12 protein-coding genes, 1 pseudogene and 1 riboswitch are annotated in these 14331 nt (G+C 72.2%); of the genes and pseudogenes, 4 read left to right on the top strand and 9 right to left on the bottom strand.

Annotated features, from left to right (window positions below; translation table 11 throughout):
* The first annotated feature begins 13 nt into the window (after positions 1-13).
* Positions 14-147: riboswitch (SAM riboswitch) on the top strand.
* A gap of 13 nt (positions 148-160) precedes the next feature.
* Positions 161-1426 carry a threonine synthase gene (thrC, locus tag ACIQWX_RS26455; RefSeq protein WP_400876404.1) on the top strand — a complete coding sequence of 422 codons (1266 nt, stop codon included), beginning with the start codon at positions 161-163 and terminating at the stop codon, positions 1424-1426.
* Positions 1427-1672: 246 nt separating this feature from the next.
* On the opposite strand, the pseudogene ACIQWX_RS26450 reads toward thrC, so the two are convergent.
* Positions 1673-2531 (bottom strand): annotated as a pseudogene (locus ACIQWX_RS26450) (transposase); the annotation flags it as partial.
* Positions 2532-2859: 328 nt separating this feature from the next.
* Here ACIQWX_RS26450 and ACIQWX_RS26445 point away from each other — a divergent pair.
* A complete protein-coding gene (locus tag ACIQWX_RS26445) occupies positions 2860-3216 on the top strand; it encodes a VOC family protein (RefSeq protein ID WP_400876401.1) in 357 nt (118 codons plus the stop codon).
* 3 nt (positions 3217-3219) lie between these two features.
* Here ACIQWX_RS26445 and ACIQWX_RS26440 read toward each other — a convergent pair whose 3' ends face one another.
* From ACIQWX_RS26440 to nadD, 8 genes are all read right to left on the bottom strand, one after another.
* Positions 3220-4038 carry an alpha/beta fold hydrolase gene (locus ACIQWX_RS26440; RefSeq protein WP_400876398.1) on the bottom strand — a complete coding sequence of 273 codons (819 nt, stop codon included), beginning with the start codon at positions 4036-4038 and terminating at the stop codon, positions 3220-3222.
* Between the two features lie 129 nt (positions 4039-4167).
* Positions 4168-6540: a ComEC/Rec2 family competence protein gene (locus ACIQWX_RS26435; protein ID WP_400876395.1), complete on the bottom strand. Its 2373-nt coding sequence runs from the start codon at positions 6538-6540 to the stop codon at positions 4168-4170.
* Positions 6537-7256: a helix-hairpin-helix domain-containing protein gene (locus ACIQWX_RS26430; protein WP_400876393.1), complete on the bottom strand. Its 720-nt coding sequence runs from the start codon at positions 7254-7256 to the stop codon at positions 6537-6539. Before ACIQWX_RS26430 ends, ACIQWX_RS26435 begins: the two co-directional genes overlap by 4 nt.
* 150 nt (positions 7257-7406) lie before the next feature.
* Positions 7407-8264, bottom strand: a complete 858-nt coding sequence (locus ACIQWX_RS26425) for a DegV family protein (protein WP_400876391.1) — start codon at positions 8262-8264, stop codon at positions 7407-7409.
* Between the two features lie 4 nt (positions 8265-8268).
* Positions 8269-8997: a diglucosylglycerate octanoyltransferase gene (gene octT / locus ACIQWX_RS26420; RefSeq protein ID WP_400876388.1), complete on the bottom strand. Its 729-nt coding sequence runs from the start codon at positions 8995-8997 to the stop codon at positions 8269-8271.
* A gap of 3 nt (positions 8998-9000) precedes the next feature.
* Positions 9001-9615: a histidine phosphatase family protein gene (locus ACIQWX_RS26415; protein ID WP_400876385.1), complete on the bottom strand. Its 615-nt coding sequence runs from the start codon at positions 9613-9615 to the stop codon at positions 9001-9003.
* Positions 9612-10007 (bottom strand): ribosome silencing factor, encoded by a 396-nt coding sequence (gene rsfS / locus ACIQWX_RS26410; protein ID WP_091316176.1) that lies wholly within the window; start codon positions 10005-10007, stop codon positions 9612-9614. Before rsfS ends, ACIQWX_RS26415 begins: the two co-directional genes overlap by 4 nt.
* Positions 10008-10066: 59 nt before the next feature.
* Entirely contained in the window at positions 10067-10636 is a 570-nt protein-coding gene (gene nadD, locus ACIQWX_RS26405; RefSeq protein ID WP_400877585.1) for a nicotinate-nucleotide adenylyltransferase, read from the bottom strand.
* A 197-nt stretch (positions 10637-10833) separates the two neighbouring features.
* On the opposite strand from nadD, the gene ACIQWX_RS26400 reads away from it, so the two are divergent.
* A complete protein-coding gene (locus tag ACIQWX_RS26400) occupies positions 10834-12945 on the top strand; it encodes a RecQ family ATP-dependent DNA helicase (protein ID WP_400876382.1) in 2112 nt (703 codons plus the stop codon).
* Positions 12946-13030: 85 nt separating this feature from the next.
* Positions 13031-14317, top strand: a complete 1287-nt coding sequence (locus ACIQWX_RS26395; protein ID WP_400876380.1) for an MFS transporter — start codon at positions 13031-13033, stop codon at positions 14315-14317.
* Positions 14318-14331: the final 14 nt, after the last annotated feature.

Genomic DNA, 14331 nt, shown 5'->3' with positions numbered 1-14331 from the left:
GACAACCGAATACCGCTCATCCAGAGGGGCAGAGGGAACGGCCCGACGAAGCCCCGGCAACCGGCGTACAGCCCGTCATCCCGCGATCGCGGGGTAGCTGACGACCACGGTGCCAATTCCGGCCCGCTTCGGCGGGGCAGATGAGGAAAGGAACCTCGCGATGACCGCAACCCTCGGCACGACCTCCACCACCAAGACCCCGGACCTCGGACCGGCCGTCGAACTGGTGTCGAAGGAAGAGGGCCACCGGCAGCCGCTCGCCCCCGAGTTCGTCTCCGCCGAAGACTTCTCGCCGCTCGAGGTCGCCTACGACTTCGGCCGCGTCCGCCGCGAAGACATCGAGGCCGGCCCCAAGAACATCTGGCGCTACAAGAAGCTCCTCCCGGTTCCGTCCAACGTCGAAGAGATCCCGAACACCGAGCCCGGCGCGACCCGGCTGATCCGCGCCGACCGCCTGGCCAAAGAACTCGGCCTCAAGCGCGTGTGGGTCAAGGACGACACCGGCAACCCGACGCACTCGTTCAAGGACCGCGTCGTCGCCGTCGCGCTGGCCGCGGCCCGCGAGTTCGGCTTCGAGGTGCTCGCGTGTCCGTCGACCGGCAACCTGGCCAACGCGACGGCCGCCGCCGCGGCCCGCGCCGGCTGGCGGTCGGTCGTGCTGATCCCGAAGACCCTCGAGCGCGCCAAGATCCTCACCACCGCGGTGTACGACGGCGACCTGATCGCCGTCGACGGCAACTACGACGACGTCAACCGCCTCGCCACCGAGCTGGCCGGTGAGCACCCGAAGTGGGCGTTCGTGAACGTGAACGTCCGGCCGTACTACTCGGAGGGCTCGAAGACGCTGGCCTTCGAGGTCGCCGAGCAGCTCGGCTGGCGCATCCCGCCGCAGATCGTCGTGCCGATCGCCTCCGGTTCCCAGTTGACGAAGGTGGACAAGGGTTTCCGCGAGCTGGGACAGCTCGGGCTCGTGGACGCCAGCCCGTACAAGGTGTTCGGCGCGCAGGCGACCGGCTGCTCGCCGGTGTCGGCCGCGTTCCGCGCCGGCCAGGACGTGGTCCAGCCGGTGAAGCCGGACACGATCGCCAAGTCGCTGGCGATCGGCAACCCGGCCGACGGCCCGTACGTGCTCGACATCGTCAACCGCACCGGCGGCGCGATCGAGGACGTCACCGACGAAGAGGTCGTCGAAGGCATCCGCCTGCTGGCCCGCACCGAGGGCATCTTCACCGAGACGGCCGGCGGGGTCACCGTGGCCACGGCGAAGAAGCTCGTCGAGACGGGCAAGCTCGACCCGGACGCCGAGACGGTCCTCCTGATCACCGGCGACGGCCTCAAGACCCTCGACGCGGTCGAGAACCACCTCGGCCCCAAGGCGATCGTGCCGCCGTCAGCCGCCGCGGTGAACGAGGCGCTCGGCTACTGACGTCCGACGACGCTCGGGGCGGGCCGTGCGGCTCGCCCCGAGTCCGGTCACCGGCAACGGGCTCGACCGGCGCTGGGGCGCTGGGCGCTGGGGCGCTGGGGCGCTGGGGCGCTGGGGCGCTGGGGCGATCGTGTAGGACGTCGGCGGCCACGCGACTTCTGCCCGGCTACCGACCGCGCTTGGCCCGCCTACAGCGGCGAGCCAAGCGGTCGCCGCGCTCCGGAGACGGACCTGACTTGGCTCAAATTAGTGCGCACCGCGGTCGTGGATGCGGGTGAGGGCATCGCGGAGGTCGTCGGGTAGCGGGTCGACTGCGGTGAGGGTGTGCTCGCCGGCCTGGATGTTGATGGTGCGGTAGCGGCTTGTGGTGGTAGATCGGCCGCGCACGTAGGTCGTGTTTAGACATTCGAAACGACTTCTCGATGTGGAACAGTCGGTGGTAGGCGTCGATCACGAACTCGGCGGTGAGGTCCGGGAGGTTGGTGACGTAGCCTTTGAGGCCGGCAAGGGCGCGTGCCTTGGCTTCCAGGGTCCGGTTGACGCTCTTGGTGGCGCCGGTGAGCTGGATGAACCGGTTGCGTTTGACCGCGGTCTTGCCGGCGACGGCCTGCTCGGCCTTGGCGACCTGTTCCGCAGAGATCATGCCAGCGTCGGCCACGACCGTGACATCAGCCAGCTGGTGGGCATCCATGAACGCACGGATGGTCGGCAGCATCGTAGTGGTCTCGCCCCGGTTGCCCTCGAACGCGTTGACCATCAACGGAAACCCGCTTGCGTCGGTGAGCAGCTCGATCGTGATCTGCGGCTCCAGGCGGCGTCCTTTGGAGAACCCGGGCTCACGGAACCGCGAACGCGGGCAGACGCCGCTTGAGGGTCGCGTACGCCGGCGGGTCGAAACCTGCCTCCTCGACCACCCGCAGACTGTCCAGCTTGCTGATCGGCTCGACGATCCGTGCCAGTACCAGTAATAGGAACACCTCGTCACCACCAGCGGCCTCCTCGAACCCAACAGCTGGTAGGCGTGGCCGAGCGCGTCCCACAGGTACCCCGTCCGCGACGACGTGATCGCAAGCGGCCCACCACCAGCACCACTGCCGGCCTGCAACGCCGCGAAGTCCGGGCCGAAGTCGAGCTCGGGCTGCCCCACAGCCAGACGCTGCCTCGCCACCGCCTTGAGCGCCTCCAACGCCGCATCGTCATGCGCCGAGCCGATGTGCTCGATGTCCCGCGACCCGCGACGCGAGGAGTGCACGATCTGCACCGCCCTGGCCCCCGACGCCGTCTTCACCGTGCGCACATACGCCACAAAGACAGCCTAGAACCGGCCGCTTAGTGCGCAGATTTTCGCCGTTCACACGACGAAACCGCAGCTCAACAACCAGCACCCTATCCAAGATCAGCGATCTTGAGCCAAAGTCGGGTAAGGTGACGGAATGGTCATGCGGGTGGCGATTCCCGTGCTGCCGTGCCGAGATGTGCAGGCAGCGCGGTCGTACTTCACGGACGCGCTCGGATTCGACACCATATTCACCTGGGAGACCCCACCCAGCTACGCGGCCGTGATCCGCGACACCGCCGAGTTCCACCTGTACGCCGAAAGCAGCGTCGGCCCGGCCAGGGTGACGGTTGTCGTCGACGACGTCGATTCCTGCCACGACGAGCTGCGCGCCCGCGGCGCCGACATCGTCGAGCCACTGGCTGACCGGCCCTACGGGATGCGCGACTTCAACGTACGGACACCCGATGGGCACTTGTTGATCTTCAGCCAGCCGCTTACCGAGCACGGGTGACCATCAGCGGACCAGCCGGAAGAATGACCGGACCTCGTCGACGAACAACGCCGGCTGCTCGAACGCCGCGAAGTGGCCGCTCTTGCCGGGCTCGTTCCAGTACCGGATGTTCGGGAACCGGCGCTCCGCCCACCGCCGAGACGGGCGCTGCAGCTCCTTGGGGAAGACCGAACAGCCGGTGGATACGGTCACCGGCGCGCCGGCCGACCCGGAGATCCATTCGTTGACCTGCCGGAGGCTTTCCCAGTACAGCCGGGCGGATGAGGCACCGGCGCAGAGGGCGGCCGGCGAGTCGACCAGCCCGCAGCCGACCGTCTGCGGCCGGGTCGACTGCTGCGCCGAGTATCCGGAGCCCCATTCGTCCGCCTCCCGCAGTGTCGCGAGCGCCGCCCGCTCGGCACCGGTGAGGTCGTCCGACGTGGCCGGATCGGGCGGTGCGAGCGGCGGCATGAGATGGATGCCGGCGACCCGATCGGGTTGCCGTTGACCGATGCTCGTGGCGATGCTGGTGCCCCAGTCGCTGCCCTGGGCGCCGAACCGCCGGTAGCCGAGACGGGCCATCAGCTCGCACCACGCGTCGGATATCCGCTCGATCCCCCACCCCGGCGCGGCCGGCTTGTCGCTGAAGCCGTAACCGGGAAGCGATGGGCAGACCCCTAGAACCGGCCGCTTAGTCAGGCTACAGCGGCCCTGGACGCCGCACTTGGCGCGTTCGCCGGAGACGGCCGGCCTTTTGGCGACCTCGGCACTTCCCGGCGCACGGCCACCACGCCGGCCCGGGCTGGCCAGCGGGGCAGACCTCCTCGGCGCACTCCGCCGCACCGCCAACCGCGCCAGACCGGGCGCACCGCCGGGGCGGAGCTCCTCGGTGCACCCCGCCGGCCCGGGCTAGCCGCCAGGGCAGGCTTCCTCAGCGCACCCCGCCGGACCGCCGACCGGGCCGGGCCGGGCTTACCGGCGGGGCGGGCCGCGCGGCTCGCCCCGGCGGACGATCGCCGTTCCCGTGGCCACCGCCGTGTCGCCGTCCGTGTCGGTTCGGGTGACCAGTGCTCCCAACGCACTTAGAGTGTCCATTGTGGACTTGCTTGGGTGGCCGTACGTGTTGCCCGCGCCCACGCTCACCATCGCCACCCGGGGTGCCACCGCCGCGAGGAACGCCGGCGACGAGTAGCGGGAACCGTGGTGTGGCACCTTCAGCACCTCCGCTTTCAGATCATCGACGTCGGCCAGCAGGTCCGACTGGGCCGCCAGCTCGACGTCGCCCGTCAACAGCACCCGGCCGGCCGGGGTTTGCGCTCGCAGGACCACCGAGCTGTTGTTGATCGTCGTGCCGTCCTGCGTGCCCGCCGTGCGGGCCGGTACGTAACGCGGGCCGAGCACGTCGAGCGTCAGGCCGGGCCAGTCCATCCGCTCCCCCGGGTTCAGCTCCACCAGCGGCACCTCCTGCCGCCTCGCCTCCGCCGCGACCTGGCGCCACGCCCACTCCGGCGCCCGCCCCGGGCCGACGGCGACCGCGCCGACCGCCCGGCCGTCGAAGACCGACGCGAGCCCGCCGATGTGGTCCGCGTGCAGGTGGCTCAGCACCAGCAACGGGATCCGCTCGACGGCCAGCCGGTGCAGGCACTCGTCCACCGGCCCCGGCTCCGGTCCGGTGTCCACCACGACGGCCCGCCCAGGCTCCGCCGTCGCCAGCACGACCGCGTCGCCCTGGCCGACATCGCACTCGACCATCGCCCAGCCAGCCGGTGGCCAAGCCGGCGCGATCACCCGCACCGGCACGAACACCAGCAGCGCCCCGGCGACCAGCACCGCCATCACCAGCCGCACGCGCCGGTGCCGGGCGGCCAGGACCAGCACCACGAGGACCGCGGCGGCCAGCAATCCGCCAGTCCAGCCGCCGGGCCAGGCGACGACCGCGCCGGGTGCCCGTGCGCCGTGCCGCGCCACCGTGATCAGCCAGCGGGCTTCCGGGTCGGCCAGGTGCACCAGGACCCGCCCGGCACCCGGCCACCAGGGGCCGACCACCGTCGCCAGCACGCCGAGCACCGTCGCCGGGGCGACCACGGGTGCGGCGAGGACGTTGGTGAACACCGAAACCAGGCTCACCGTGCCCGCCATGCCCGCGAGGACCGGCGCCGTCACGAGGAAGGCCGCCAACGGGATCGCCAGCCCTTCGGCGAACCCGGGCGGGACGCCGCGGCGCACCAGCGCGGCGGCCCAGCGGGGCGCGATCAGGACCAGCCCGGCGGTGGCGAACACCGACAGCGCGAACCCGAAGTCCGTGGCCATCGCCGGATCCATCACCACCAGCACGCACACCGCGAACGCCAGCGCCGGCAGCGCCGACCCCCGCCGTCCCAACGCCAAGGCCAGCAACGCGACCGCCGCCATCAGGCCCGCCCGCAGCACGCTCGGCTCGGGGCCGACCAGGACGAGGAACCCGGCCAGGCACCCGCCCGCGGCGACCGCCGAAGTCCGCGGCCCGAACCGAAGCACGCGCAGCAGGAGCAGGACCGCGCCGCACGCGACGGCGAGGTTGCCGCCGCTGACGGCCGTCAGGTGGGCGAGGCCGGCGGTGACGAACTCCTGCTCGACCCGCGGCGACAACCCGCTCGTGTCGCCGAGGACCAGGCCCGGCAGCAGGCCGGCGGGTTCGTCCGGCAGCACCTGGCACAGGTCGTGGAGGCCGGCGCGCAACCCGGCCGCGGTCCGCTGCCACCACGGCGCCGGGCCCGGTTCACCCGGGGGTCCGCGTACGGACAGCACCGCGACGGTCAGGTCCGAGCCGCGCGGCGGCATCAGCAGGCCCGACGCCGTCACGTCCTGCCCCGGCAGCAGCGCCGCCCACTGCGCGACCGGCGCCAGCAGCAGGACGCGCCCGGACGACGTGACCGGCCGGCCGTCGACCGACGCCGTGCGGACGTCGGCCGTCAACACCACCGACCGGGCGCCGGCCTGCTGGTCGGCGTACCCCGCGCCGCGTACCGGTTTCGGGCGTTCGGTGACGACGACCCGCACCACCGCGGGCAGTCCGTCGGCCGCGGCCGCGCGGAGGTCGTCCCGCTGCGCGTCCCGGATCCGCCAGGCGACCGGACCCGCGGCGACCAGCCCCAGCACCAGCAGAGCCGCGGCCGCGCCGAGCGCCCGGGGATGGCCGCGCGGCCGCCAGAGCACCAGCCCGGCGAGCACCGCCGACGCGAGACCGGCCGCGACAGCCGTCCACCAGCCGAGCAGCAGGCCGCCGAGTGCGGCGAGCCAGCACGCCAGTGCCGCCGGTACCAGCCGCATGTCCTGCCGGGTGTCGGTCGCGGGAAGCGTGCTCATCCGACCATCACCTGCTCCCGCAGCTTCTCGAACTTGCTTTCTCCGATGCCCGACACATCGCGCAGCTGCTCCACCTTCGTGAAGCCGCCGTGCTCCGTGCGCCACTGGACGATCCGCTGGGCTGTCACCGCGCCGACGCCGGGCAACGTGTCCAGCTGGTCCGCGCTCGCCGCGTTGAGGTCGACCTTGGCGCCCGCCGGGGCACCGGCCGTCGCCGCGGCGGGTGCCGGGACGCCGACCGCGAGCTGCTCCCCGTCGGTCACCCGGCGGGCGAGGTTCAGCGAGCTCAGGTCGGCGCCGGGTTCGGGACCGCCCGCGGCCCGCAGCACGTCCGCGACGCGGGCGCCCTGGACCACGGTGACCAACCCCGGCGACCGGACGCGGCCGATCACGCTGACGACGAGACCGGCCTGGGGTGCGGCCCGGGCCGAGGCCTCGCTCGCCGGTTTCGCGCTCGGCAACGCGGGCGGTGACTCCGGTGCCGGACGGCCGCCGAGGAGCGCGACCGAGCCGAGGACGATCACCACGACCGCCGCGAGGACACCGGCGAGCGCCCACCGGCGGCGGCCGGGACCGGCCGATCCGCCCGGTAGCCAGCGCCGGACCAGCCGGCCGCCGGGCCCGACCGTGCTCGCATCGGGCGAGAGCTGGTCGGCCAGCCAGGCGAGCCGGTCGTTGACGGGAGGGCCCGGATCCCGGGCGGGCTGCTCGAACACACGATCGACGTTAGGGCCCGCGGGGAGGCGTCCGACAGGGGTGCCGCCGCGTCCTGTGGACAACCGGGGTGATGTGGACGGATCCACCCGGCCCGGCCCGGGAACGACCGTTTCCGTCGTACCCGAGTGGCATGCTGGAGGGTTCGGCGGCTAGCGCCGGGACGGGACCGTCCGCTGGACGACCACGCCGAGCACGCCGGGACCGGTGTGCGCCCCGATCACCGCGCCGAGCTCGGAGACCACGCAGCCCGCCGAGCGCGGCACCGCCTCTTCCAGCCGGTTCGCCAGCTCGACCGCCCGCTCCGGCGACGCGAGGTGGTGGACGGCGAGTTCGACGTCGTCGTCCTCGGCGGCCGCGGCAGCCAGCTCGACCAGCCGGGCGAGCGCGCGGTTCATGGTGCGGACCTTCTCCAGCGGCAGGATCCGGCCGTCCGACATGTGCAGCACCGGCTTCACCGCCAGCGCCGTGCCGAGCAGCGCCGCGGCCGGGCCGATCCGGCCGCCGCGGCGCAGGTGGTCCAGCGTTTCCACGACGAACAGCGTCGACGAGCAGCCGGCCGCGGTCACCGCCGCGGCTTCGACCTCGGCGGCGTCGGCTCCGGCGGTCGCGGCCGAAGCGGCGTGCAGGGCGGCGAACCCCAGCCCCATCGCGGTGGTCCGCGAGTCGACCACGCGGACCCGGTCCGGCCCGACTTCCTGCGCCGCCAGCACCGCCGCTTCCCAGGTGCCCGACAGTTCGCGCGAGAGGTGCACGGAAACGATCGCTTCGGCGCCGTCGGCCAGCGCCGCGCGGAACTCCTTGACGAACTCGGTGGGCGTCGGCCGCGACGTCGTGACGATCTTGCGCTGCTTCATCGCTTCGGCGACCGCCGCCGGGCCGGTCTCGACGCCGTCGAGGGAGACCACGCCGTCGACCAGGACGTGCAGCGGCACCACCCGGACCGCGTGCCGTTCGGCGAAGCCCTCCGGCAGGTGGGCGGTGGAATCCGTGACTACGGCGACCGACACGCCGTCAGCCTACGTGGCCGGGGGCCAGCACCGGTGCCATCAACACGGACATCGCGTCGCCCACCGCGGCGTGCCCCTTCCAGCCCCAGTGCATGCCGTCCGGGTTGCCCTCGCCGCTCAGGACGTGGTCCCCGACAACGGCTTCGAGGTCCAGCAACGGCACTCCCGCTCGCGCGCCCCAGGCCGTCATCGCGGCCGTCGCGGCCGGGCGCGCGGTGTGCACGCCACCGTAGGCCGCCGCGCGGTGCACCGACGGCAGCATGCTGAAGATCGGCAGGTCGGGGCGCAGGACACGCAACGCGCCGACCGCGGTGTCGAGGTACTGCACGGTCAGCTTGGCCGGCAGCACCACGGGACGGCCTCGGAAGGCAACGGAAAGCCGGGGCTGCGCGGCGAGGTAGGCCTTGCGCACCACGCGACGCACGGGGTCGGGCCGCAGGTACTTCAAGCCCGTGCGCAGGTAGGTCGGCAACGGCGAGGGCAGCGTGTCCATGCTGCCGACCGCCAGGACGACCGCGTCGACGTGGTGCAGGTCGGCCCACACGCGCGGGTCGCCGGTCAGCGACCACCAGGCGTCCCGCGCGGTCCAGCCGATGCCGGCGACCAGGTCGGCGGTGCCGCCCAGCGCGGCGGCCGCGACGTTCGGCCACAGCCGCGGTTCGTCGGCGGCGCAGGGTCCTTCGGGACCGTGAAAGCTCAGCGAATCGCCGAACACCAGCAGGCGCGGCCCCATCGGCTAGCCGTGCATCCCCGCGTTGTAGGCGCGCAGCCGCCACTTCCCGTCCCGCACGCCCAGCTCGACCCAGTGGCAGTTCGAGATCCCGCCCAGCGACGGCCAGGTCTCCACCGGCAGGTTCAGCAGGTGCGCGGTGAGTGCCGTGATCAGGCCGCCGTGCGCGGCCAGCAGCACGGTCTCGCCCGCTTCGGAGTTGGCTTGCTGCAGGTCGGTGACGACTTCGCCGGCGCGGTCGGCGACGTCGAGGCGGTTCTCCCCGCCCGGCGGCGCCCAGGTGGCGTCCCGGCGCCAGCGGGCGCGTTCACCGGGGTAGGCCTCGTCGACCTCGGCGCCGGTCAGGCCCTGCCACTCGCCGAGGTGCGTCTCGCGCAGCCGCTTGTCGATCCGCAGCGGGACGCCGATCGCGTCGGTGAGCACGGTGGCCGTGTCGGTGGCGCGGCGCAGGTCGGACGCGATGACGAGGTCCGGCGAGAACCGGGCCAGCGCGGGCACCGCGAACCGGGCCTGGTTCCAGCCCCGCGGGGTCAGCGCCGAGTCCAGGTGGCCTTGCATCCGCCCGGCGGCGTTGTAGTCCGTCTCGCCGTGGCGCCAGAGCACGAGCCGCCGCGGGCTCACGGGACGTCCGGGTCCTCGTCGGCGGGTGGCTCCTCGAGACCGGCCACCTCGATGCGCGGGCAGTCCTTCCACAGCCGCTCGAGGCCGTAGAAGGAGCGCTCCTCGACGTGCTGGACGTGCACGACGACGTCGACGTAGTCCAGCAGGACCCAGCGGCCCTCGCGGGCGCCTTCGCGGCGGACCGGCTTGTGCCCGCTCTCCCGCAGCTTCTCCTCGACGTTGTCGACGATGGCGCCGACCAGGCGCTCGTTGGACGCGGAGGCGATGACGAAGGCGTCGGTGATGACGAGCTGCTCGGACACGTCCAGCACGACGACGTCGCTGGCCTTCTTGTCCGCCGCCGCGTGTGCGGCCGCTACGGCCAGCTCTCGTGCCTCGGACGTGGCTGCCACGGTGCTCCTTCTCAGATCGGGTTCGCCCGAGAAGAGTACCCGCCGCGACCAGGGGCCCTTCAGTCGCTCTTCCGGTAGAGATCCTTCTTCGCGATGTAGCGGACGACGCCGTCGGGCACGAGGTACCAGACCGGCTCCCCGCGTTCGACGCGCTCGCGGCAGCCGGTCGAGGAGATCGCCATCGCGGTGACCTCGACGAGGCTCACCTTGCCGCTGGGCAGGTGGTGCGAGTTCAGCCGGTAGCCGGGCCGCGTGACGCCGATGAAGTGCGCGAAGTCGAACAGCTCGTCGGCCTTGTGCCAGGTCAGGATCTGCTCGAGCGCGTCGGCGCCGGTGATGAAGAAGAGCTGGTCGTCCGGGTACTCGGCGTGGAGGTCGCGCAGCGTGTCGACGGTGTAGGTCTGGCCGCCGCGGTCGATGTCGACGCGGCTGACCGAGAAGACCGGGTTGGACGCGGTCGCGATGACCGTCATGAGGTAGCGGTCCTCGGCCCTGGTCACCTGGCGGCTGGTCTTCTGCCATGGCTGACCGGTCGGGACGAAGATCACTTCGTCGAGCCCGAACCGGGACTGGACCTCGCTGGCCGCGACGAGGTGGCCGTGGTGCACGGGGTCGAACGTGCCGCCCATGACCCCGATCCGCCGTGGTGACATGACCGGAGAGCCTATACAGCCGCGAGCCCCGGAGCCGGGTGCTGTGGGACACCTCGCCCGACCGGGCAAGAGATGTGATTCAGGTCACATAACGGCCCGTATTCGTCGCGAACGGTCCGTTCGCGACGCCGCCGATTCCCGGTCTGTCGGTGCCATGGGGTAGACGTGGGGACGTGGACACGACCAGCACCACCCCAGCCCTCCGAGACCGCGCCGAAACCCTCCTCCGGGCACTGGCCGGCGACTCGGCGAAGCTGCGCGAAGACCAGTGGACGGCCATCGAGGCCCTGGTCGCGCAGCGGCGCCGCGCGCTGGTCGTGCAGCGCACCGGCTGGGGCAAGTCGGCGGTGTACTTCCTGGCCACGGCGTTGCTGCGCGAACAGGGCAGCGGGCCGACGGTCATCGTCTCCCCCCTGCTCGCCCTGATGCGCAACCAGATCTCGGCGGCGGCCAAGGCCGGGATCCACGCGGCGACCATGAACTCCGCGAACCCGCAGGAGTGGGACCAGGTCCAGGCGTCGGTCGCGGCCGGCGAGATCGACGTCCTCCTGGTCGGCCCCGAACGGCTGAACAACCCGGACTTCCGCGACAACGTGCTGCCGAAGCTGACCGCGAGCACCGGCCTGCTGGTGGTCGACGAAGCGCACTGCATCTCCGACTGGGGGCACGACTTCCGGCCGGACTACCGGCGCCTGCGCACGCTGCTGGGCGACCTGCCCGAGGGCGTGCCGGTGCTGGCGACCACGGCGACCGCGAACGACCGCGTGGTCACCGACGTCGCCGAGCAGCTGGGCCTCGGCACCGGCTCCGACACGCTCGTGCTGCGCGGCACCCTCGACCGGGAGAGCCTGCGGTTGTCGGTGTGCCGGCTGCCGACGTCGCAGGCGCGGCTGGCGTGGCTCGCCGACCACCTGGCCGAGCTGCCGGGCTCGGGGATCATCTACTGCCTGACCGTGGCGGCGGCGCACGACGTCGCGTCGCTGCTGAAGGACCGCGGCTACCCGGTGGCGGCCTACACCGGCAAGACCGACCCGGCCGACCGGCAGGCGGCCGAGGACGACCTGCTCGGCAACCGCGTCAAGGCCCTGGTCGCGACGTCGGCGCTGGGCATGGGGTTCGACAAGCCGGACCTCGGGTTCGTCGTGCACCTCGGAGCGCCGTCGTCGCCGATCGCCTACTACCAGCAGGTCGGCCGCGCCGGGCGTGGCGTGGAACGCGCGGAGGTCGTGCTGCTGCCCGGCGAGGAGGACCGGGCGATCTGGGCGTACTTCGGCTCGCTGGCCTTCCCGGACGAGCTGCGGGTGACGCAGGTGCTGAACACGCTCGCCTACGCCGACCGTCCACTGTCGACCGCGGCGCTCGAGCCGTCGGTCGAGCTTTCCCGGTCCCGGCTGGAAATGGTGCTCAAGGTCCTGGACGTCGACGGCGCGGTGCGGCGCGTCAAGGGCGGCTGGACGAGCACGGGCGAGGACTGGGAGTACGACCGCGGGCGGTACCGGCGGGTCGCGGAGGCCCGTGAACGCGAGCAGACGGCGATGCTCGGCTACCTGGCCACGGACGGCTGCCGGATGGAGTACCTGCGGCGCCAGCTCGACGACCCCGAGGCGGCGCCGTGCGGGCGGTGCGACAACTGCACCGGGCAGCACTGGGACACGGCGGTGTCCGACGACGTCGCCGAGGCGACCCGCGAACGGCTGCAGCGGCCGGGGGTCGAGGTGGCGCCCCGGAAGCAGTGGCCCACCGGGATGTCCTCTTTGGACGTTCCGGTCTCCGGCCGGATCGGGGCGGACGACCAGGCCGAGCCGGGCCAGGTGCTCGGGCGGCTCACCGACGTCGGCTGGGGCAACCGGCTGCGGGAGCTGGTCGGTCCGCAGGCGAAGGACGCCGAGGTGCCGGACTCGGTGTTCAAGGCGTGCGTGCAGGTACTGGCCGGCTGGCAGTGGGCACAACGGCCGGTGGCGGTGGTCGCCGTCCCGTCCGAAACGCGGCCGCAGCTCGTGTACAGCCTCGCGACGCGCCTGGCCGAGATCGGGAAGCTGGACTTCCTCGGGGCGCTCGACGCCGAGGGACCACCGCCGCGCCAGGCGAACAGCGCGCAACGGCTGGCGGACCTGTGGCGGCGGCTGAGCATGCCGGCCGACCTCGCGGGGATCCTGCCGTCCGGGCCGGTGCTGCTGGTGGACGACGTCATCGACACGGGCTGGACGATGACACTGGCCGCACGCCTGCTGCGGCGGGCCGGGGCGCCCGCGGTCCTGCCGTTCGCGCTGGCGAGCACGGCTTAGGAGAAGGGAGGACGGTCAGAACCTTTCGAACCGCGAACGGATGTGGCAAAGTCCCGTTCCACCTTCGGGTGACGTGGAGGCCGCCATGACCGAGTCCACCGTTCAGGCAACCCAGCGGCACCGGTTGCCGGTGCGCAAGCTGTTCGCGGCGAGCGCGGGCAACGCGCTGGAGTGGTTCGACTGGACGATCTACGCGACGTTCAGCATCTACTTCGCCGGCGCGTTCTTCCCCGCCGGGAACGACACCCTGGCCCTGATCAACACGTTCGCCACCTACGCGCTCGCGTTCTTCTTCCGCCCGCTGGGCGGGGTCCTGCTCGGGCGCTTCGCGGACACGCGCGGCCGGAAGCCGGCCATGATCCTCACCATCCTGCTCATGGCGGGCGGGTCGGTGGCGATCGGGCTGCTGCCGACGTTCTCGCAGGTCGGGTGGCTCGCGCCGATCCTGCTGCTGCTCGCCCGCATCGCGCAGGGGCTGTCGCTCGGCGGGGAGGTGTCGAACGCGTCGGCCTACCTGGGCGAGATCGCGCCACGGGAGCGTCGCGGCCGGTACTCGGCGTTCTTCTACATCTCGACGGGGTCGGCCGTGCTGATCGCGACCGTGCTCGGGTTCGTCCTGGCCCGCGTGCTGGACAAGGCGCAGCTCGCGTCCTGGGGCTGGCGGCTGCCGTTCCTGCTGGGCGGCGTCTTCGGCCTGGTCGGGCTGTGGCTGCGCCGGAGCCTCGCCGAGACCGAGCTGTTCGAGCAGACGAAGACCAAGGCGCGCAAGCTCGAACGGCCGCTGCTGACGACGCTGACGCACCACCCCAAGGCCGTCGGCAGGCTCGTCGGCTTCACGATGCTCTCGACGCTTTGCTACTACACGTTCTTCAGCGCGCTGACGTCGTTCGCGGTGAAGAACCGGCACGCCGACGCCGACGCCGTCTTCCTCGCGCTTTCGGTCGGCACGGCGTTGTTCATCGCGCTGCAGTACCCGATGGGGGCGCTCGCCGACCGGGTCGGGCGGAAGCCGCAGCTGCTCGTGTGGTCCGGGGTGACCGCGGTGGTCGTCGTGCCGCTGTCCACTTTGATCGGTCCGAACGTCGGCGGCCTGCTCGTGGTGTTCTGCGTCGGGCTCGGCCTGTACACGGCGATGACGTCGATCGCGCCGGCCATCATGAGCGAGCTGTTCCCGACCGAACTGCGCGGGCTGGGGATCGGCGCCTGGTACAACCTGACCGTCGCGATCTTCGGCGGTACCGCGCCGCTGCTCATCACGCTCTTCGGCACGGTGTCGCAGACGCTCTACTTCTGGTACGTCGCCGCGGGGGCGGCGATCGCGTTCGCCGTCATCCTCACGCTGCCCGAAACGAAGGGCAGCGAGCTGCGGTAAACCCTTCGTCGCCG

Origin of the sequence: Amycolatopsis sp. NPDC098790 (assembly GCF_044759945.1) — a bacterium.
GTDB lineage: Bacteria > Actinomycetota > Actinomycetes > Mycobacteriales > Pseudonocardiaceae > Amycolatopsis.
Note: the sequence above shows the minus strand (reverse complement) of the source record. Positions and strands in the feature narration are given on the sequence as shown.

Bases quoted from the DNA above. Each gene is read 5' to 3' on its own strand.
- nadD (WP_400877585.1), bottom strand. From the start codon at position 10,636: ATGGGCGGCACGTTCGACCCCGTGCACCACGGCCACCTCGTCGCGGCC.
- ACIQWX_RS26435 (WP_400876395.1), bottom strand. From the start codon at position 6,540: ATGAGCACGCTTCCCGCGACCGACACCCGGCAGGACATGCGGCTGGTA.
- thrC (WP_400876404.1), top strand. From the start codon at position 161: ATGACCGCAACCCTCGGCACGACCTCCACCACCAAGACCCCGGACCTC.
- ACIQWX_RS26445 (WP_400876401.1), top strand. From the start codon at position 2,860: ATGGTCATGCGGGTGGCGATTCCCGTGCTGCCGTGCCGAGATGTGCAG.
- octT (WP_400876388.1), bottom strand. From the start codon at position 8,997: ATGGGGCCGCGCCTGCTGGTGTTCGGCGATTCGCTGAGCTTTCACGGT.
- ACIQWX_RS26395 (WP_400876380.1), top strand. From the start codon at position 13,031: ATGACCGAGTCCACCGTTCAGGCAACCCAGCGGCACCGGTTGCCGGTG.